The 18,858-nt window shown below is 72.7% G+C and carries 17 protein-coding genes; 8 read left to right on the plus strand and 9 right to left on the minus strand.

Translation table 11 applies throughout. The features are described from left to right. The first annotated feature begins 89 nt into the window (after positions 1 to 89). Positions 90 to 965, plus strand: a complete 876-nt coding sequence (locus tag ACFYZZ_RS04610) for a methylenetetrahydrofolate reductase (RefSeq protein WP_389171466.1) — start codon at positions 90 to 92, stop codon at positions 963 to 965. A gap of 799 nt (positions 966 to 1,764) precedes the next feature. Here ACFYZZ_RS04610 and ACFYZZ_RS04615 read toward each other — a convergent pair. Continuing rightward, the gene (locus ACFYZZ_RS04615; RefSeq protein ID WP_389171468.1) at positions 1,765 to 2,904 is read right to left on the minus strand and encodes a hypothetical protein; all 1,140 of its coding nucleotides are present in this window, start codon (positions 2,902 to 2,904) and stop codon (positions 1,765 to 1,767) included. Positions 2,905 to 3,020: 116 nt separating this feature from the next. Between ACFYZZ_RS04615 and ACFYZZ_RS04620 the strand changes: the two genes are divergently transcribed. The 5 genes from ACFYZZ_RS04620 (at position 3,021) to ACFYZZ_RS04640 (ending at position 10,365) form a co-directional block, all read left to right on the plus strand. Beyond that, entirely contained in the window at positions 3,021 to 4,754 is a 1,734-nt protein-coding gene (locus ACFYZZ_RS04620; protein ID WP_389171471.1) for an FHA domain-containing protein, read from the plus strand. Continuing rightward, on the plus strand, positions 4,751 to 6,304 hold the full coding sequence (locus ACFYZZ_RS04625) for a serine/threonine-protein kinase (RefSeq protein ID WP_389171474.1): 1,554 nt from the start codon (positions 4,751 to 4,753) through the stop codon (positions 6,302 to 6,304). Before ACFYZZ_RS04620 ends, ACFYZZ_RS04625 begins: the two co-directional genes overlap by 4 nt. 32 nt (positions 6,305 to 6,336) lie before the next feature. Further along, positions 6,337 to 8,145 (plus strand): hypothetical protein, encoded by a 1,809-nt coding sequence (locus ACFYZZ_RS04630; RefSeq protein WP_389171476.1) that lies wholly within the window; start codon positions 6,337 to 6,339, stop codon positions 8,143 to 8,145. A 143-nt stretch (positions 8,146 to 8,288) separates the two neighbouring features. Further along, positions 8,289 to 9,776 carry an AlkA N-terminal domain-containing protein gene (locus ACFYZZ_RS04635; protein WP_389171479.1) on the plus strand — a complete coding sequence of 496 codons (1,488 nt, stop codon included), beginning with the start codon at positions 8,289 to 8,291 and terminating at the stop codon, positions 9,774 to 9,776. A 31-nt stretch (positions 9,777 to 9,807) separates the two neighbouring features. Continuing rightward, the gene (locus tag ACFYZZ_RS04640) at positions 9,808 to 10,365 is read left to right on the plus strand and encodes a methylated-DNA--[protein]-cysteine S-methyltransferase (RefSeq protein ID WP_389172025.1); all 558 of its coding nucleotides are present in this window, start codon (positions 9,808 to 9,810) and stop codon (positions 10,363 to 10,365) included. Between the two features lie 128 nt (positions 10,366 to 10,493). Here ACFYZZ_RS04640 and ACFYZZ_RS04645 read toward each other — a convergent pair whose 3' ends face one another. Next, complete coding sequence (locus ACFYZZ_RS04645; protein ID WP_389171482.1) at positions 10,494 to 11,213, minus strand: NAD-dependent deacetylase; 720 nt, start codon at positions 11,211 to 11,213, stop codon at positions 10,494 to 10,496. Positions 11,214 to 11,363: 150 nt separating this feature from the next. Here ACFYZZ_RS04645 and ACFYZZ_RS04650 point away from each other — a divergent pair, with 150 nt between their 5' ends. Next, entirely contained in the window at positions 11,364 to 11,624 is a 261-nt protein-coding gene (locus tag ACFYZZ_RS04650) for a DUF2182 domain-containing protein (RefSeq protein WP_389172027.1), read from the plus strand. Here the strand turns inward: ACFYZZ_RS04650 and ACFYZZ_RS04655 are convergent. The 5 genes from ACFYZZ_RS04655 to ACFYZZ_RS04675 form a co-directional block, all read right to left on the minus strand. Then, positions 11,593 to 12,687 carry a M48 family metallopeptidase gene (locus ACFYZZ_RS04655; RefSeq protein WP_389171484.1) on the minus strand — a complete coding sequence of 365 codons (1,095 nt, stop codon included), beginning with the start codon at positions 12,685 to 12,687 and terminating at the stop codon, positions 11,593 to 11,595. The two genes, ACFYZZ_RS04650 and ACFYZZ_RS04655, sit on opposite strands and share 32 nt — an antisense overlap. 255 nt (positions 12,688 to 12,942) lie before the next feature. Beyond that, positions 12,943 to 13,254, minus strand: coding sequence for a hypothetical protein (locus ACFYZZ_RS04660; protein ID WP_389171487.1), 312 nt, complete (start codon positions 13,252 to 13,254; stop codon positions 12,943 to 12,945). 162 nt (positions 13,255 to 13,416) lie between these two features. Continuing rightward, a complete protein-coding gene (locus ACFYZZ_RS04665; protein WP_389171490.1) occupies positions 13,417 to 13,629 on the minus strand; it encodes a hypothetical protein in 213 nt (70 codons plus the stop codon). A gap of 57 nt (positions 13,630 to 13,686) precedes the next feature. After that, the gene (locus ACFYZZ_RS04670) at positions 13,687 to 14,181 is read right to left on the minus strand and encodes an NUDIX domain-containing protein (protein WP_389171493.1); all 495 of its coding nucleotides are present in this window, start codon (positions 14,179 to 14,181) and stop codon (positions 13,687 to 13,689) included. A 28-nt stretch (positions 14,182 to 14,209) separates the two neighbouring features. Beyond that, a complete protein-coding gene (locus ACFYZZ_RS04675) occupies positions 14,210 to 15,283 on the minus strand; it encodes an ADP-ribosylglycohydrolase family protein (RefSeq protein WP_389171496.1) in 1,074 nt (357 codons plus the stop codon). A gap of 182 nt (positions 15,284 to 15,465) precedes the next feature. Here ACFYZZ_RS04675 and ACFYZZ_RS04680 point away from each other — a divergent pair, with 182 nt between their 5' ends. After that, entirely contained in the window at positions 15,466 to 16,584 is a 1,119-nt protein-coding gene (locus ACFYZZ_RS04680; RefSeq protein WP_389172030.1) for a glycerate kinase, read from the plus strand. Between the two features lie 21 nt (positions 16,585 to 16,605). Here ACFYZZ_RS04680 and ACFYZZ_RS04685 read toward each other — a convergent pair whose 3' ends face one another. Together ACFYZZ_RS04685 and pssA are read right to left on the minus strand one after the other, a co-directional pair. After that, on the minus strand, positions 16,606 to 17,823 hold the full coding sequence (locus tag ACFYZZ_RS04685) for an alpha/beta fold hydrolase (protein WP_389171498.1): 1,218 nt from the start codon (positions 17,821 to 17,823) through the stop codon (positions 16,606 to 16,608). A gap of 212 nt (positions 17,824 to 18,035) precedes the next feature. Continuing rightward, positions 18,036 to 18,854 (minus strand): CDP-diacylglycerol--serine O-phosphatidyltransferase, encoded by an 819-nt coding sequence (gene pssA, locus ACFYZZ_RS04690; RefSeq protein ID WP_386576353.1) that lies wholly within the window; start codon positions 18,852 to 18,854, stop codon positions 18,036 to 18,038. Between the last annotated feature and the right edge of the window lie 4 nt (positions 18,855 to 18,858).

Here is an 18,858-nt window from a genome sequence, read left to right on the forward strand (position 1 = left end):
GTAAGGACCGAAGCCGTACGTGGCCGATGACGGGCGAACGTGGCCGATGACGGGCGTGCGCGGTCGCAGGCAGCCGTACGAGGAGCACGATGAACCCCACCGCCACCGTCCCGCCCGCGGTGGGCACCTCGCTGCTGGACGACTTCTCCCTGGAGATGACCGGCAAGGATGTGCCGAAGCTGGAGGAGGCGCGCGACAGCATCCCCCGGGGCACGCGGATCAACGTCACCTTCCTCGCCGGCGAGGACCCGGACATGCGGCTCGCGGCCGCCCGCGCCGTCAAACGGCTCGGCTTCGTCCCCGTCCCGCACATCTCCGCCCGCCGGCTGCCCTCCCAGCGGCACCTGGAGGAGTTCCTGGCCGGCCTGGCGGCGGACGGCACCGCCGAGAACGTCTTCGTCGTCGGCGGCGACCCCGCCCGCCCCGAGGGCCCGTACGAGGACGCCCTCGCCGTCATCCGCACCGGGCTGCTCGAACGCCACGGCGTACGGCACGTCGGCATCAGCGGCTACCCGGAGGGCCACCCGGCGATCACCGAGCACACCCTCTGGTCGGCGCTCGGCGACAAGAGCGCCGTGCTCGGGGCACAGCGGATCGCGGGCGACGTCATCACCCAGTTCGGCTTCGACGCCGACCGGGTGCTCGGCTGGGTGGCCGACGTCCGCGACCGGGGCGTAGCCCAGCCCATCCGCATCGGCGTCCCCGGCCCGGCCGGCGTGCGCCGGCTGGTGACCTACGCCACCCGCTTCGGCGTCGGCACCAGCGCCTCCATCGCCCGCAAGTACGGCTTCTCGCTGACCAACCTCATGGGCACGGCCGGCCCCGACCGCTTCCTGCACGCGCTCGCCCAGGGGTACGACCCCGCACGGCACGGCGAGGTGAAGGTGCACTTCTACACCTTCGGCGGCCTGCGCACCACGGCGGAGTGGATTGCCCGCTTCCGGCGGGGAGACCAGGAGGTCTGACAGGCGGACGGCCTTCCGCTTCCTGTTCCTGTTCGACATCTCGACGGCATGTCGGTGGGTCGGTGGCCAGTTCTGATCGGTGGGCTCGTGGCCCGGCCGGACGCCCGGGATCCGCCTACCACCCTGCTTGTTGCTCTTGCGCTGGTCATGCCAGGGCTCTATAACGTCTCCAGCAGGTATCGGCGGGGATGGCCGGAAATGGCAGTTGCCGCCGACCAGGGGGGATCCTCGGCTCCGCCGCGATCGGCATCAGTGCCCGCAGACCGACGGAGACCGAACCATGACCGACGACGCCTATCGTGCTGCCCTGACCCGCCTGGCCGTGGACCCGGCCTTCCGCGCCGAACTCGACGGCGACACCGACGAGGTGGCGCGAAGACTGGGCCTGTCGCCCGCGCAGGTCACCGAACTCCGCTCCCTCCGCGTCGAGTCCGGAACCGACGGGGGACCGGCCGCACTCGACCCCCGGCTGTCCAAGTCGTCCCTGTTCTTCGGCGGCGGGGCGCATGCGCTGGCACACCACGCGGTCCCGGCCGACCACGCCGTGCCGGCGGACCACGCCGTACCGACCGACCATGCCGTATCGGCGGACCACGTGTCAGCGGCCACGCACGACGTCTCCACGGCCCACGCCGTCCCGGCGGATCATGTCTCCGGCGACCACGACGCCGGTGGCCCGGCCACCGGCGGCCACTCGTCGGAGCTGCCGGATCCCGCCGCGGGTCAGGAGGGCGTCGGCGGCGTCGACGTGGCGTCGACCGGCTCCCAGAGCCTGCTCGGCGGCCCACTGCTGGACCGGTCACCCGCTGATCTGACCGGCGGGCCGGGCGAGTTCGGCAACTTCGGTGACTTCGGAGGCTTCGGCGAGCACGGCAACGAAGGGGGTCTCGGCGGGGACCTCGGCGGGCTCGGTGGGCAGGTCGGCGGGGGTGCTGAAGGGGGCTTCGGTGACTTCGGCGCCGGGGGCGACGGCGGGTTCGGCGGAACCGAGGGAGGCTTCGGCGGGTTCGGCGGCGGTGACGGGGGTCTGGGTGGCGGCTTCGGTGACGGGGGGCCGGGTGGCGGTGGGTTCGGCGACGGCGGCTTCGGCGACGGTGGGTTCGGCGACGGTGGGTTCGGGGGCGCGGACGGTGGCTTCGGCGACGGCGGTGTCGGTGGCGGTGGGTTCGGCGACCTCGGTGGCCATGGCGGCTTCGGCGGTGCCGGTGGGGACGGCGGCTTCGGCGGCTTCGGCGGAGTAGGTGGTGAAGGCGGCGGGGACGCCGGTCACTTCGGGCACGGCGGCATCTACGACCGCGACGGCGGCGATGGCGGCGGTGACAGCGGCGGCGGTGGTGGTGAGGGTGGTGGTGACCCGGAGAACACCAACCGTCCCAGTGGTGGCGGTGGCCATGGCGGCGGCGGTGAAGGTGGCGGTGGCGGTGGTGAGGGTGGTGGCGATCCGGAGAACACCAACCGTCCCAGTGGCGGTGGTGGCCATGGCGGCGGTGAGGGTGGCGGCGGTGGTGGTGAGGGTGGTGGCGATCCGGAGAACACCAACCGTCCCAGTGGTGGCGGTGGCCATGGCGGCGGTGAGGGTGGCGGCGGTGGTGGTGAGGGTGGTGGTGACCCGGAGAACACCAACCGTCCCAGTGGCGGTGGTGGCCATGGCGGCGGCGGTGAAGGTGGCGGTGGCGGTGGTGAGGGTGGTGGTGACCCGGAGAACACCAACCGTCCCAGTGGTGGCGGTGGCCATGGCGGCGGTGACGGAGGCGGCGACGGCAACGGCGGAGGCAGCCAGGAGAACATCGGTCGGCGTCCCGGCGGTGTCGGGGAGCCCGGCGGTGGTAACCGCATCATCGTCCAGGGCGGCCTGCCCTTGGGCGAGGGCGGCAGCGGTGATCACATCATTGTCCAGGGCGGCCTGACCGCCTCCGGCCTTGGAAACGCCGCCACGCACCTGCCGGACTCCGGCCCAGCCGCGGAAGGCGACGCGGGCTTCGACGGAGGAACGTTCGTCAGCGGTTCCGGTGGGGGCTGAGCCACCGCATGCTCTGCCATGTCTGCCGCGTCCACGTGCGACGCGACTTCCCGTACTGCCTGCACTGCGGCACCCCGCGCCGGGGTGCCGCGCCGACGTCATACGCCGCGCCCCAGTTGCGCGGCCTCGACGACCCCACGCTGCTCGTCCCGCTGACCGGCCCGGTCACCACGCTGGGCCGGGGCGAGGACAACGACGTGGTCCTGGCCGACGGCAGCGTCTCGCGCCGCCACGCCCGTGTCGTCCGCACCGCCGAGGGTTTCCGGATCGAGGATCTGGACTCCTTCAACGGCACCGCCGTCGCCGGCGTCGACCTGCACGGCGGCGCGGCCCGGCTCGCCGACGGCACCGAGCTGTCCGTGGGCGACGTACGCCTGGTGTTCGAGCAGCCCCGCGAGGCCCGGATCGGCTCCCGCACGATGGTCGTCGGCACCCAGCTGACCCAACTGCCCACCGCCGGACAGGAGGAGGCCCCGGAGGCGGGCGGCCCGCTCACCGCGCGCCCGCGCCGCCGTTCCGGCTGGGCCCTCAAGCAGATCCCCACCGAACGCGGCGCACCCCGCTGGGTGCTCAGCTCCACCCGTACCGGCCGCTATCTGGAACTGGACGAGCGCCAGGTCTTCCTGTGGCACGCCGTCGATGGCGAGAACACCGTACGGGACCTGCTGTTCGCCTACGCCGAGCGCTACGGCGAACTCGCCCTGCCCCGCATCGAGTCCGCGCTGGCCGCGTTCGCGGACGCCGGCCTGCTGCGCGGTCTGCCCGGCCGGCCGGAGCAGGAGCGGCCGAAGGGCTGGCGCCGGGCGGCGCGCGTGGTGTACCGGGCGCTGCTCAAGCTGGAGGTGTCCGTTCCCGGCCTCGACGGGCTGGTGACCCGGCTCTACCAGGGCTTCGGCTGGCGGCTGTTCACCCGCACCGGGGTGCTGCTCGCCTGGCTGTCGATGGTCGGCGGCCTGGTCGCGTTCTTCGCCGCCCAGGGCCGGCACCATCTGCTGGACTTCGATGGGGCGGGCGTGTGGGGCCCGGTCCTGCTGGCCGCCGGGTACATCACCGCGCTGCTCGTGCACGAACTGACGCACGCGCTGGCCGTGAAGTCGTACGGCCGCAAGGTCCGGCGCGGCGGGTTCCTGCTGATGATGGGCATGCCGTTCGCGTTCGTGGACACCAGCGACATGTGGTTCGGCTCGCGCTGGTCCCGGGTCGTCGTGGCCCTGTCCGGGCCGCTGTCCACGGCGGCGCTGGCCGGCTGGTGCGCCACGGGCGCGGCCCTGCTGCCCGCCGGACCCGCCTCGGCCGTCCTCTACCACCTGGCCTTCGGCCTCTACCTGAACACCCTCTACAACTTCAACCCGCTGATGCCGCTGGACGGTTACCAGGCGCTGACCGACGCGCTGCGGGTGCCCCGGCTGCGCGAGGAGGCGAGCGCCTACTTCCGTACCGGCCTGTGGCGCGACCTGCGCGCGGGCAACCGGCCGGGGCCGCGCCAGGCGGGCATGGCCGCCTACGGCCTCGCGGTCGTCGTGGGCACCTACGGCTTCCTCGCCCTCGCCCTGCTGGCCTGGCGCTCCCGGATCGGCGACCTGCTGGAAGGCCGGCTGGCCGAGCCGTGGACCACGGTGATCGAGGCGGCCGTCGTCGCCCTGGTCGCCTTCCCGGTGTGGGCCGCCCCCGTGCGCTGGGTACTGCGCCGGGTACGCCGTCGGCGGGACGCCAAGGACGACGTACCGCAGGGCACCGGGACCGCCGCGCCCGTGGAGGGGGCGGCATGACCGACGACGCCGGCTGGGCCGTACCCGGCTACGAGACCGTCCGCACGCTCGGCGAGGGAGCCGGAGGCCGGGTCGTCCTCGCCCGGCACACCGCGACCGGCGTGCCCGTCGCGGTCAAGTACCTGGGCGAACGCCTGCGCACGGACCGCGAGTTCCTGGCCAGGTTCCGGGCCGAGGCCCGGCTGCTCGGCGAGCTGCGGCACCCGTGCGTGGTGCGGCTGTACGAGTACGTCGAGGCACGCACCGGTGCCGCGATCGTGATGGAGGCGGTGGACGGCGTCAGCCTGCGCCACCTGCTGCGCCGGCACGGGGCGACCGGCCCCGAGGCCGCGCTCGTCCTGCTCAAGGGCTCCCTGCTCGGGCTGGGCGCGGCCCACACGGCCGGGGTGGTGCACCGCGACTACAAGCCGGAGAACGTCCTGGTCCGCGCCGACGGCACCAGCGCGCTGGCCGACTTCGGCATCGCGGTGCGCAGCGGCCGGGAGACCGAGGCCGCCGGCACGCCCGCCTACATGGCGCCCGAGCAGTGGGACGGCGAGCCGGCCGGCCCGGCCGCCGACGTCTACGCGGCCTCCGTGGTGTTCTTCGAGTGCCTGACCGGACGGCGCCCGTTCCCCGCCGACGACCTGATGGCCCTGCGCCTGCAGCACCTGCGGGCACCGGCCCCGCTGGACGACGTACCCGCACCGGTGCGGGGGCTGCTGCGCTCGGGCCTGGCGAAGGACCCGGCGGACCGGCCCGGCGTCGAGGCCTTCCTCACCGACCTGGAACGGGCCGCCACCGAGGGATACGGCGCGGGCTGGGAGGAGCGCGGCCGCCGCCGGCTCGCCGAACTCGCCGCGCTGCTGGCCCTGTTGTTCCCGTTCACCACGACCGCGACGCTCGACGGCTCGGCCACCGCACTCACCCTGCTGGGCCGGCTGAGGCGCGGGGGATGGAAGGTGGCGACCGGCGGGGTGGCCGCGCTGGCGGTCGTCGCGGGCGGAGCGACATATGCGACGGGCCGCCCGCACGAGACGTCGACGACGGTGGCGAGTTCGACCCCCACACCATTCAACTCGCCTACGAAATCGGGCACTTCACTCTCCCCGTCAACTTCGCCGAGCAGTATCCCGTCAACGGCCGACACCACACCCTCAGCTACCCCCTCAGACAGCTCGTCGTCCTCGCCCACGCCGTCCACGGAGCCGACCGCACCGGCCGGGACCCCGACCACCGCGGCTCCCAGCGCGGCCACGCCCGGCGACATCACCATCACCATCGGCTCGTGGCAGCGCGGGCAGAAACCGGGCACGCTCGTCGCGTCCGTGACCGTCGAGACGACGGGCACGAGACCGCTGACCGTCACCGCGAACTACTACGTCGACACCCCTGCCGACCCGTACGGCTCCCAGTCCCAGCCCCTGTCCGGGAGCACCCGGTACGACCTGACCTTCGAGGCGGACTTCTCCAACCACCCCTGCCGCGGGACCTGGGACGTCACGCTCAGCAGCGACCCGGCGGCCGCCAACGGCCCCCAGACGGCCTCCCTGGACGCACCGCCGTGCTGAACTCCGCCCGACGAGAACGGATACGGATCGACATGACGACAGCCACCACAGTGGCCGGCCGGCCCCTGTCCGGCTGGTCACGGCACACACGCTTCGGCACCTGGCACGCCCTGCTCCCGGACACATCCGGCGAGCCCGTGCTCGGGGCGCTGCGCATCGACCCGGCCCTGTTCGGACCGCACGGCACCCGCGAGCGCCTGGCGGCCATGGTGCTCGCCACGGCGAAGCTCCGGCTGCCCGGGTTGCTCGGCACGGTCGACCTCGTGGCCGAGGCCGGCGAGGTGTGGCTGCTCACGGCCCGCCCACCGGCCCCCGCGCTCGCCGACGTCCTGTCCGCCGACGGCCCCCGCCCGGACGCGGGCAGCGTGGCGAGCATCCTCAACGAGACCGCACAAACCCTGCTGGCCCTCCACACGGCAGGCCTCGCCCACGGCTCCCTCGGCCCGGACACCGTGGTCCTCGCACCGGACGGCGTGGCCCTGCTGTCCGAGGCGGGACTGAGCGCAGTACTGGGCGACGCCCCGCACACCGAACCTCTGGCGGCGGACAGGGGTGGGGCAGCGGTCGTGCCCCTGCCGGGTGATGTTCAGCGCCCGGTCCGGGCGGACACCGACGCGGTGGCCGTACCCCTGCCGGGCGGCGACCTTGCGCACCCGGACCGCCGGGCAGCCGACACCGCGGCCTGGGCCGGCCTGGCCCGTACCCTCGGCGCCGCCTGGACCCAGGCCGGAACCCCCGCGGCGGCGCTCTTCGCCCACTGCGCCACCATCGCCGAGTCCGAGGGTCTTGCGGCGGCCCGGGCCGCGCTCGTGGCCGGGCGCGCGGCACTCCCGGCGGACTTCCTGCGCCGTACGGCACTGCGCGCGGCGGCGGCAGCATCGACTCCGAGGTTCGCTGCACCGGCCGCACCACCGCCACCCCCGACTCCAGCGGCTCCTGAGAGCCCGGCCCCACCGGAGGACCGCCACCCGGCGCCGAAGCTCACGACGCCCCCCGCTCCACGCCCGGCGGCCGGAGAGCCCACTGCCCCCACATCCGACACGACAGCCCCGGACCAGCGAGCCACGGCACCTCACCCCTCGGCAGCGGCCGGGCGTCTCACCGTCTCGGCAGCCACCGACCAGCTCACCGCCCCAGCCGCTGCCGACCACCTCACTACGTCAGCCGCCGCCGACCAGCTCACCACCCCCGGCCGCGCCCACCGCCCCACCACCCCCAGCCGAGCCCACAGCTCCACCACCCCCGACACCCAGGCCACCACCCCCGACACCCAGGCCACCGTCCTCGGCAAGCGCCACCGTGTCACCTCGCCCCCGGTACCCGTCGGGGAGGACTCCGGCGAGATCCTGCTCCGTTTCGGACCCGGGGTGCCTGCCGACGAGCAGGACGTGCTGCGAGCCCGGTGGCGTACCGAAGCCGCCGTACCCGCGCGGCAGCGCCCGCGGCGAAGACGCCGGGGCTGGGTCATCAGTACCGCAGTCGTGGCGATCGCCGCCGTCCTGCTCTGGCTCCTGCTGCGCCCGACCCCCGCCCCCGCGGTCGTCGCCGTCCGGGTCCAGGCACCCGCAGGGACGCTGCACTGCGGTCAGACGGCCGACCTGGTCGGTGTCGTCACCACCGACGGGCAGGGCGGACCCGTCACGTACCGATGGCTGCGCGGGGACGGCCAGGACTCGGGCGAGCTGGTCCGCGCCGCCCATCGAGGTGAGCGCCGGTTCCGGGTGCACCTGCGCTGGACGGTCCGCGGTTCCGGCCGCTTCCAGGGCACCGCCCGGCTGCGGATCGCGCACCAGCGGACCCCGATGGAGGCCAAGGCGAGCTTCACCTACGTCTGCCCCTGAGGCCCCTGGGGCCTGAGGCCTCCGGACGCCAGGCCTGCCGTGGCGAGAGCCGGCCAGGGCACGCCGTCGGATCCCTGGCCGGCCCCAGGTACGTGTCGGATTTTCGCCAGCGGACGCGCCCCGCGCTGGTCGATCCTGGACGCATGCAGACAGGGACGCACTTCGACCGGGAGCACTGCGTGCGCGCCGTGCAGTCCAAGGACGCGCGGTTCGACGGGTGGTTCTTCACGGCCGTCCTGACCACCCGCATCTACTGCCGGCCCAGCTGCCCGGCCGTCCCGCCCAAGCCGGAGAACATGACCTTCTACCCGAGCGCGGCCGCCTGCCAGCAGGCCGGGTTCCGGGCCTGCAAGCGCTGCCGTCCCGACACCAGCCCCGGCTCCCCGGAGTGGAACCAGCGCGCCGACCTGGTGGCCCGGGCCATGCGGCTGATCGCCGACGGGGTGGTGGACCGCGAGGGAGTGCCCGGGCTCGCCGCCCGCCTCGGCTACAGCACCCGGCAGGTGGAGCGGCAGCTGCTCGCCGAGCTGGGCGCCGGCCCCCTCGCGCTGGCCCGTGCCCAGCGCGCCCAGACCGCCCGCATCCTCGTGGAGACGACCCCGCTGCCCATGGCGGACATCGCCTTCGCGGCCGGCTTCTCCTCCATCCGCACCTTCAACGACACCGTCCGCGAGGTCTTCGCCCTGTCCCCGAGCGAGCTGCGCACCCGGGCGCCGAAGGGCCGGCCCCATGCCCCGGGCACCCCCGGGACCCTCGCGCTGCGGCTGCCGTTCCGGGCACCGCTCAACCCCGACAACCTCTTCGGCCACCTGGCCGCCACGGCCGTACCGGGCGTGGAGGAGTGGCGGGACGGCGCGTACCGGCGCACGCTGCGGCTGCCGTACGGACACGGAATCGTCGCCCTCACCCCGAAACCCGACCACATCGCCTGCCGGCTCACGCTCAGCGACCTGCGTGATCTGACCGTGGCCGGCAGCCGCTGCCGGCGCATGCTCGACCTGGACGCCGACCCGGTGGCGGTCGACGACCACCTGCGCACGGACCCGTTCCTCGCGCCCCTGGTCGACAAGGCGCCGGGCCGCCGGGTGCCGCGCACGGTCGACGAGGCCGAGTTCGCCGTCCGGGCCGTGCTCGGGCAGCAGGTCTCCACGGCGGCCGCCCGTACCCACGCGGCCCGCCTGGTCGTCGCCCACGGCAAGCCGCTGGACGACCCCGAGGGCGGGCTCACCCACCTTTTCCCGTCCCCCGAGGCGCTGGCCGCCGTGGACCCGGAGACCCTGGCCATGCCCCGTACCCGGCGCGCCACCTTCACCACCCTCGTCCGTCAACTGGCCGACGGCACACTCCACCTGGGTGTGGAGTCCGACTGGGCAGAAGCCCGCGCACGCCTGCTCGACCTGCCCGGCTTCGGTCCCTGGACGGTCGACGTCATCGCCATGCGCGCCCTCGGCGACCCCGACGCCTTCCTCGCCACCGACCTGGGAATCCGGCGTGCCGCGGGGGAGTTGGGCCTGCCCGCCACTCCGGCCGCGCTCACCGCCCGCGCCGAGGCCTGGCGCCCCTGGCGGGCCTACGCGGTCCAGTACCTGTGGGCGACCGACAGCCACCCGATCAATTTCCTGCCCGTGTAAGGATCTCCGCGAGATGAGCGACATGAGCGACATGAACGAAACGAAACGACACACCGTCATCGACAGCCCCTACGGCCCCCTCACCCTCGTCGCCGACGACGGCGTCCTGTGCGGCCTGTACATGGCCGACCAGCGCCACCGACCGCCGGAGGAGACCTTCGGCAGCCTTGACGACACCTCCTTCGCGGAAGCCGAGAAGCAGCTGGCGGCCTACTTCGCGGGCGAGTTGACGGAGTTCACCCTGGAACTCCGCCTGAACGGCACCCCGTTCCAGCGCAGCGTGTGGGACCAGCTGACCCGCATCCCGTACGGCGAGACCCGCTCCTACGGCGAACTCGCCGAGGCCCTCGGCAACCCCGGGGCGTCCCGCGCGGTCGGCCTCGCCAACGGCAAGAACCCGATCGGCATCATCGTGCCCTGCCACCGCGTCATCGGAGCGGGCGGCGACCTCACCGGCTACGGCGGCGGCCTGGACCGCAAGCGCCGCCTGCTGGACTTCGAGCGGGGGACGGCCCTGTTCCAGCCGTCCCCCGGTGCAGCCGGAGATGCGGCCCAGCGGGCTGCAGTTGTTCGGGCGGGCACGTCGTAGCCAGGTCGTCGCTTTCGGATCGCCGCGCCGGCCCCACACGCTGGACACCCGCAGCATTCCGCGCACGTCCTCGTAGCGGTCCGCGTGCGCCCTTGCCGACACACCCCATTCCTCGTGGCGTTCTGCCTCTACAGGGTGCGCAGCAGTACGGGCAGCGCGGTGCCGATGGGTTCACGGATCACCTCGTCGGCGACTTCGTCGTACGGTGTCGGCTCGGCGTTGACGATGACGAGCCGGGCCCCGTGGTCGGCGGCGATGCCGGCGAGTCCGGCCGCGGGCTGCACCTGGAGACTGGTGCCGACGGCGATGAACACGGTGCAGGCCTTGGCGATGGAGAGTGCCTCCCCGAGGACGACGGGGTCCAGCTTCTGGCCGAACATGACGGTCGCCGACTTGAGGATCCCGCCGCACTCCAGGCAGGGCGGGTCCTCCTCCCCGGCCTCCACCCGGGCCAGCGCGTCCTCCATCGACCCACGGACGTGACACTTCGTGCACACAACGCCGCGCGCAGTGCCGTGCAGCTCCAGCACCTTGCGTGCGGGCATCCCGGCGAGCTGGTGCAGCCCGTCCACGTTCTGCGTGATCACCCGCACCGGAATCCCGGACTTCTCCAGCTCGGCGACGGCGAGGTGCGCGGCGTTCGGCTCGGCCTTCAGGGTCCGGTTCTTGCGCCGCATCTGCCAAGAGCGTCGGCGGATCTCCGGGTCGCGCATGTAGTACTCGTACGTCACGAGCTTCTCGGCTTCCGGATCCCGCCGCCACAAACCGTTGGGACCGCGGTAATCAGGGATGCCGGAGTCGGTGGAGATGCCGGCACCACTGAGGATGGCGACGAGTGGCCTGCTCATGGGCCGAGAGTAGAACGCCAGCCTGGTCGGAGCGAGTGGATATCGAGTGGCTCCTCGGACGACCGTCGACTGCGCCGCCTGCCCCCGTGCCGCGTGGAACAGCAGGGCGCGCCCAGCGGCGGCGCGAGGTGCCGCTCGCCGATCGTGCTGATGCTTCGCTACGCCGCCTACCCAGGGCCCTCTCGCGATCTGCGTGCCGGAGCCCACCACGGTGCCTTCTGCCTGGACTGCTGCTGGTCGCTCATGCTGCTGTTGTCGGCGTTCGGCCTGATGAACCTGTGGGCCATGGTGGCACTGGCCGCCGTGATCACCGCTGAGAAGCTCGCTCCGGCCGGGCCGGTATGTGAAGAGTGCTGCGCCTGCGCTACGTCACACTCGTTCAGTGTGTCAGTGGGACGCAATCACGCATGACCTTGCGCGCCAGCGCCTGCTTGGGAAGGCGGAGTTCGTCTTCGATGCGGCTTCGGTCGGGCTCGTCGAGCGTGATCGTCGCGCTGCGTCTCGGGGCCTGGGCCAGTCGTGCCATGCGCAGGGTTTCGGACGGGAAGCCGGCAGCGCCGACCATGGTCCCGATGCCCTCGGGGTCGGTGTCCTCGTCACCGCCCCGCTGTTCGCGCAGGCTTTCGGCATAGCGGGCGGCCTTGTCCCAGAGTTCCTCCTGTGCGGCTGTCGCGGAACGGTGGCCTGTGAGCGTCCGGGTCTCGATGGCCAGGCGATGTACTTCCATGCCGACCGCGGCCGCCAGGCGCCGGTCCTGCAATGCGGCGATGGCTGCCTCGGTGGAAGCCGTGCGGGCGGCCACGTCGTCCGCATCGAACTCCGCACGGCGTGTGACCGGCAGGGTGAGCGACAGCAGCAGGCGGGCCGTCGCGGTCGTCGCCGCCCTCGGGAGCCACAGCACCCACTCACCCGTCCGGGTCCGGGCGTTGAAGCGCGCCGCGCCCCCTTCCACTTTGCCCGCGTTCCAGGTATGAGCAGAGACACTCGACGTGATGTATGCGTTGTTTCTGGCTCGCATCGTCAGGGCCGCGGTGTTGAGAGACTCGAGTGCGGTACCGACAAATGCGTTGCGTCGAAGATCGTGACCAGCGAGGTGCCCCAGAGCGTGGGCAACGGCGGCAATCGGCTGCTGGGTGGGGTGGGCGGCCCAGAGCGGGAGGCCGAGGACAAGGCACCGCTTGCGGCGTACACCGTAGTGGGTGACCGTCACGGAGAATTCCGGACCGAGCTGGACCGCGTCGAAGCGTCGCACCCCGGCTGCGTCCGCCATGCGGTCCAACAGATCGAACAGGACCGGGGCGTCCGCGTGCCGCAGCGTGGGCAGTTCAGCATCCAGCCTGCCGGGACGCGGGCGCAGCGGAAGAGCCAGGCCCAGCAATACCAAGCCCAGCATTGGCTGAACAACCGTGCGGAACCCGAGCACGATCAACAGCACGCCGCCGATGAACAGTCCCGCCGTCACGAGATGGACCATGGCGGCGACTGCGTACGCGGCGACAGTCGCACACCTGACCAGGGCAGGGCTTTCGGGTGGAGTCTGTCGGACACTGTTCATGGGTCCCCCTTCGGCGATGAGCGCTCGGTGTCGCTCAGACGTGCGTCGAGCTGACCAGTACGGCGGCCGACCGGCAAGCCGTCTGAGCAAGATCTGAGCTGTGCCGGACGCGGTCCCGCCTACCAGGGGCCTACGGGGGCGCCGCGCCGCAAGCCCCGGCCCCTGTACGCCCCCTCAGCCGAGCCAAGCCCACCGCACCCCCGCCACCGCCCCCAGCGCCAGCGCCGGCGTCATCCAGCCCCACCCCACCAACCGCCGTACAGACGGCAGCAGTCGCAGGGCGGGTACCGCGGCGGCGGCCGTGAGCGTCAGGACGCAGGACAGCTCGATCGCGGCGTACGCCTGATCGTCCCAGGGGCCCGACGGGCGGATGGTCAGCGCGGTCCAGCAGAAGAGCGCGGCGGTGAGGGTGAGCAGGGTCAGGGGCACGGCGAGGACCAGGCGGACGCAGCCGCGGTCGTCGTCCGGGTGGGCGGGGTGGGGCATCGGTGTGGCGCGTTCCTTGCGGGCGGTGGAGTGGAGGAGTGGACCATTTCGGTGCGGGGCTCCGGATGCTGGCGTCTCGCATGGCCCGGGTGGCCGTCGTACAAGTACCGCCGAGTACCGTCAAGTACCGCCGGAGAGGGACCGACCGACGCGTGCCTCGTCCTACTGCCGTGCTCGCATGCCGAGTTCGGCCAGGTGGGCGAGGACGGGGAGGGTCGCGGCGATGGTCTGCTGCTCCTCGGGCGTCAACTCGCCGATCAGGGGCCGTAGATGACGGACCCGGTCCTCGTGCCGGGCCTGACCGATCTTCCGGCCCTCCTCGGTGATGTGCACGAGGACGGCACGGCCGTCGGTCGGGGCGGACGAGGACGACACCCCTGCGGAGTGGGCGGAGTACAAGGCCGCCGGGAACGCACGGCACCCCGGCGGCTCCTAGGCCACCCGGTGGCCGTTCTCCAGCTCCGCCGTGCCCGTGCCCTCGGCCAGGACGTCCAGCGCGGCCAGGACGCGGCGGCCGAGGGCGCCGGGCAGGTAGTCGGGGATCTCCTCGCGGACCACCAGACGCCAGGACAGCAGCTCCTCCTCCTGCAGCCGGATCGACTTGAACTCGGTCTCGGGCAGGACACCCCCGTCGTACAGGTAGGCGACCAGCGGCGGCCGGCCGGTGCCGTGCACCCAGTCGACTGCCAGCAGCCGGCCGAGTTCCCGGTCCAGGCCGATCTCCTCAAGGGTCTCGCGGCGCGCCCCCTGGCGAGGCGTCTCGCCGTCGTCCGACTCGATCGTGCCGCCCGGAAGGGCCCAGCCCTCACGGTAGTTGGGCTCGACGAGCAGCACGCGCCCCTCGTCGTCCCGGAAGAGCGCGGCGGCACCGGCCAGCACGCGGGGGAGGCTCGCGATGTACGCGGCGAAATCACTGGTCGTGGTCACCCAGGAAGGGTAACCAGGCACCGGACGGCTACGGCGCAGGCGACGCCAGGCGCAGGGTGCGCTCGGCCAGCGCACTGATTCGTACCCCGTCGAAACCGAACACCGCACTCCGCACGGTGTCCTCCAGCGGGTCCTTCCACTGGGCCGGGACGGCCGCCGCACCGGTGAGCACCCCGGCCACCGAACCGGCCGTGGCGCCGTTGGAGTCGGTGTCCAGGCCGCCGCGGACGGTGAGGGCGATGGTCCGGGTGAAGTCGCCGTCGCCGTACAGCAGCCCGGCCGTGAGGACGGCCGCGTTCGGGACCGTGTGGATCCAGCCGAGGCCGGCGGTCTCCGCGGACACCGTGGCCAGCGTCTCCTCCCAGGGCAGCCGGGTCTCGTGCAGGGACACGACCCGGCGCACGGTCCGGGCAAGCCGGCTGCTCGCCGGGATCACGGCGAGCGCGGTCTCCAGCGCCTCCCGCACTCCCGGCGCGGTGAAGGCCGCCGAGATCAGCGCGGCCGCGAACATCGCGCCGTACACGCCGTTGCCGGTGTGCGAGAGCACCGCGTCCCGGCGGGCCAGCGAGGCCGCGCGGGGCGGGTCGCCGGGGCAGGTCCAGCCGTAGACGTCGGCACGGATCAGCGCGCCGATCCACTCCTGGTACGGGTTGTCGTACGTCGCCGTCAGCGGCGGCTTCAGACCGTTCGCGAGGTTGCGGTACGCCGCCCGTTCCGCGGTGAACGTCTGCAGGTACGGCAGCCTGAGCAGCCACAGGTCGCCGACCTGCTCGGTGCTGAAGTCGAACCCGTGGGTCTCCAGCAGGTGCAGGCCGAGGACGGCGTAGTCGACGTCGTCGTCGCGGCAGCTGCCGTGGACACGGCCGCGCACGCACTGCCGCCACTCCGGGCGCAGTACGGCACTGTCGGCCGCGTCGGCGGGCTCGGGCAGGTAGTCGGTGAGCGGCAGGGCGGAGGCCTTTCGCAGATAGCGGTCGATGCGCTCGCGGGTCCACACCTCGCCCTGTTCGACCGGTTTGCCGAGCATGTTGCCCGCGATCCGGCCGAGCCAGCCTCCGTGGATGCGGTCGGCGAGGTCCGGCCCGGTGCCCTGAGTGCTCATGGCTGGGGTCTACCCGTTTTCCCAGCCGGCTCCCGGGTGCTGCTCAGGGTTCGGTCGGGGCATGACGGCGGGGGTGTCCTCCGGTTAAGGTCGCAGCGGCGCGACTGGCCCTGACGTGCGCGGGGCCCGGAGAGCAAGGGGAAAGCAAGGTGGCGGACGCTGCAGTGAACGAGACCCGCAGGGTGCTCATCGCCGCGGACAAGTTCAAGGGCTCGCTGACGGCCGTGCAGGTTGCCGAGCGGGTGACGGCCGGGCTGCGCCGGGTCGTGCCCGGCCTCGACGTCGAGGCGCTGCCCGTGGCCGACGGCGGCGACGGCACCGTGGACGCGGCGGTCGCGGCCGGCTTCGAGCGCCGGGAGATCCAGGTCGCCGGGCCGCTCGGCCAGGAGGTGACGGCCGCGTTCGCGCTGCGCGGCACCACCGCGGTGGTGGAGATGGCCGAGGCGAGCGGCCTGCAGCGGCTGCCGGCCGGTGTCTTCGCGCCGCTGACCTCCTCCACGTACGGCTCGGGAGAGCTGCTGCGGGCCGCGCTGGACGCGGGCGCGCGGACGATCGTGTTCGGCGTCGGCGGGAGCGCCACGACGGACGGCGGCGCCGGGATGCTGTCGGCGCTGGGCGCCCGGTTCCTGGACGCGGACGGGGAGCCGGTCCCGCCGGGCGGCGGCGGTCTCGCCGAGCTGGCACGCGCGGACCTGTCCGGTCTCGACCCGCGCCTGTCCGACGTGGAGCTGGTGCTCGCCAGCGACGTCGACAACCCGCTGACCGGGCCGAAGGGCGCGCCTGCTGTGTACGGCCCGCAGAAGGGCGCCGCACCGGACGACGTGGCGACCCTGGACGCGGCGCTCGCGCACTTCGCCAAGGTCCTGGAGGCGGCCGTGGGGCCGCGTGCCGCCGAGCACGCGGCGGCGCCGGGCGCCGGGGCGGCCGGTGGCATCGGCTACGGCGCGCTCCTCCTGGGCGCCCGCTTCCGGCCCGGCATCGAGGTCATGCTGGACGTGCTCGGCTTCGCACCGGCGCTGGACCGGGCCGATCTGGTGATCACCGGCGAGGGTTCGCTGGACGAGCAGACCCTGCACGGGAAGGCGCCGGCGGGGGTCGCCGCGGCGGCCCGGGCGGCCGGCAAGGACGTCGTCGCGGTGTGCGGGCGGCTCGCTCTGCCCGAGGAGGCGCTGCACCGGGCCGGGATCGGCCGGGCGTACCCGCTGACGTCCGTGGAGCCGGACGTGGCGAAGTGCATCGCGGACGCCGGGCCGATCCTGGAGCGGGTCGCGGAGCGGATCGGTCAGGAATTCCTGCGCTGAGCGGTCGCCGCACGGCCCGTGCTACTCCAGCTCGGTCAGCTCCCCGTCCAGGTCCCGGTAGTAGCTGCCGCTGGTGAGGCCCCACACCTTCCGGTGGGCCAGCCACTGCTTCGTGATCTGGTGCAGGATCTTGGCGGGGCGCTCCCAGACCATGGAGTGTCCCGCGCCTGCCAGCTGGAACATCAGCTTGTCCGGCCCCGGGACGGCCTTGTAGAGGGCCGGGACGGAGAAGCGCAGGACCGCCGGCACCGGGAGGCTCGGCGGGGTGTTGGCCGTCCTGTCCAGTTCGCCGTGGACGATGGCGAGGGGGACCTGGTTGCCGAGCACGCTGTTGTACGTCGCGGTCTGGTTGTTCCAGCCCCACCAGAAGGAGTTCCGGAACCGGTGGACGCCCTCGTGCGTGCCGTCCGGCAGCAGGGGACCCCATTTGGCGCCGACGGGGTCGCTGTCCATCATGGCGGCCCACACCGTGTCCTCGATGCCGGGTTCCCGCTGGAGCGGGCTGCCCGTCTCGCGGTCCCATGCGGTCTCGAAGCCGGTCCTGCTGTTGACGTGCATCGGGAAACCGAACATGGCCTGCGGCGGGGACACGGGCAGGTCCGTGACCCCTTTGGGGAGCCCGAACGGGTCCATGGGCTTCTCCGACCACCGTCCCAGCGGCGCGAAGATCGGGGCGAGGAAGAACAGACTCCTGACCTCCGTGGGGTGCAGAAGGACGTACGGACCCATGAGCGGCCCCGCGGCGGACCAGCCGATGAAGTGGATCGGCTTGTTCATGCACCGTGACCTGACGAACCTGACGACGGTGGCCAGCTCCGACCATTCGCTCTGCGACGTGCCGAACTCGTGCGGGTACGGGGGCGTCCCGCACGCGGCCGCGAGCGGGCCCAGGACGTCGTCCCGCTGGGACGGGTTGGCGTTGCACGGGTCGTCCATCGTCAGGCGTGGCGATTTCCCGTTGCCCTGCACGTCCATCATGTACACGTCGTAGTGCTCCTTGGCCAGCTGCTGGGCCCAGCTGTACCTGATGGCGTCGTCCCCGGGCACTCCGGGAAGCACGAGGTCGTATCCGGCGAGCACCGGCACGCTTCTGCCGTGCAGCATCAGCACCGGCTCGGGGTCGTGGCCCGGTTGGGTGCCGTTCCACTCCCGGACGAAGAGGTCCACCTGCTTGTTCGGGTTGGCCGGATTGATCGACTTGTGCGCGACGGGGTGGTCCGTCTGCACGGGTCCGGGCATGACCGTCCTCCCCTCCGCACGGCGGGATGACTGTCCGTAAATGTTCCAGTTTCTACCGTCCTCCTACTCCTGAACCGCTGCAAATCGGCAGAAAACAGGGGTAGTTGACGGGGTAAGGGGGCAAAGGGAGGCGAACGCAGCCCTTGAACGCGAAACGGGTGTGGCCCGAGCCTCAGAGGCTCGGGCCACACCCGGTGTGTCGGTGCGGAGGGTCAGGGCAGCTGCGCCGCCCGTGCCTCCCGACGGTTGTCGCGGAAGTTGTTCACCCGGCGCGCCGTGGCGAACAGCGGGATCACCGCGCCCATGACCAGCTGCAGGGCGCAGCCCGTCTGGAGGAGCAGCTGGCCGCCCGGGGCGTCGAAGGCCCAGGCGGTCAGGAGGCCCATGGACAGGACGATCCAGGACAGCATGGCCACGGCGAGGCGGCCACGCGGCTTCGGGTACTCGACCCGGCTCACCATCAGCCACGCCGTGCCCAGGATCGCCAGGAGCGTCGCCACGAAGGGCAGCTCCAGGAGCACGATCGAGACGACCGTCAGCGCGCCGAACGGGGAGGGCATGCCCTGGAACATGCCGTTCGGCACGGTCACGCACGAGAAGCGCGCCAGACGCAGCACCACGGCCAGGAGCACCACGATTGCCCCGACCGCCGCCACCTTCTGGTACGCGTCGTCCGCGACCATGCCGTAGACCAGCACGAAGTACGCGGGTGCCAGGCCGAAACTGATCAGGTCCGAGAGGTTGTCCAGCTCGGCGCCCATGGGGGAGGAACGGAGCTTGCGCGCCACCAGGCCGTCGAACAGGTCGAACACCGCTGCGCACAGCATCAGGATGACCGCCGTGGCCGCGCTGTTGCGCGCCATGCCGGACTCCTGGCTGTCGGTGAGGTGCGGGATCAGGATGCCGGTGGTGGTGAAGTACACCGCCATGAAGCCGCACGTGGCGTTGCCCAGCGTGAGGGTGTCCGCTATTGAGAGGCGGAGAGAGAGGGGCATCTCCTCCTCTTCGTCCACCTCGTCCGCCTCGGGCACCCAG

The organism is Streptomyces sp. NPDC001816, from assembly GCF_042892235.1.
Classification (GTDB): domain Bacteria; phylum Actinomycetota; class Actinomycetes; order Streptomycetales; family Streptomycetaceae; genus Streptomyces.

Bases quoted from the DNA above. Each gene is read 5' to 3' on its own strand.
- ACFYZZ_RS04660 (WP_389171487.1), bottom strand. From the start codon at position 13,254: ATGCCCCACCCCGCCCACCCGGACGACGACCGCGGCTGCGTCCGCCTG.
- ACFYZZ_RS04685 (WP_389171498.1), bottom strand. From the start codon at position 17,823: ATGCCCGGACCCGTGCAGACGGACCACCCCGTCGCGCACAAGTCGATC.
- ACFYZZ_RS04640 (WP_389172025.1), top strand. From the start codon at position 9,808: ATGAACGAAACGAAACGACACACCGTCATCGACAGCCCCTACGGCCCC.
- ACFYZZ_RS04610 (WP_389171466.1), top strand. From the start codon at position 90: ATGAACCCCACCGCCACCGTCCCGCCCGCGGTGGGCACCTCGCTGCTG.
- ACFYZZ_RS04650 (WP_389172027.1), top strand. From the start codon at position 11,364: ATGCTTCGCTACGCCGCCTACCCAGGGCCCTCTCGCGATCTGCGTGCC.
- ACFYZZ_RS04635 (WP_389171479.1), top strand. From the start codon at position 8,289: ATGCAGACAGGGACGCACTTCGACCGGGAGCACTGCGTGCGCGCCGTG.
- ACFYZZ_RS04625 (WP_389171474.1), top strand. From the start codon at position 4,751: ATGACCGACGACGCCGGCTGGGCCGTACCCGGCTACGAGACCGTCCGC.
- ACFYZZ_RS04645 (WP_389171482.1), bottom strand. From the start codon at position 11,213: ATGAGCAGGCCACTCGTCGCCATCCTCAGTGGTGCCGGCATCTCCACC.
- ACFYZZ_RS04675 (WP_389171496.1), bottom strand. From the start codon at position 15,283: ATGAGCACTCAGGGCACCGGGCCGGACCTCGCCGACCGCATCCACGGA.
- ACFYZZ_RS04630 (WP_389171476.1), top strand. From the start codon at position 6,337: ATGACGACAGCCACCACAGTGGCCGGCCGGCCCCTGTCCGGCTGGTCA.
- ACFYZZ_RS04655 (WP_389171484.1), bottom strand. From the start codon at position 12,687: ATGGTCCATCTCGTGACGGCGGGACTGTTCATCGGCGGCGTGCTGTTG.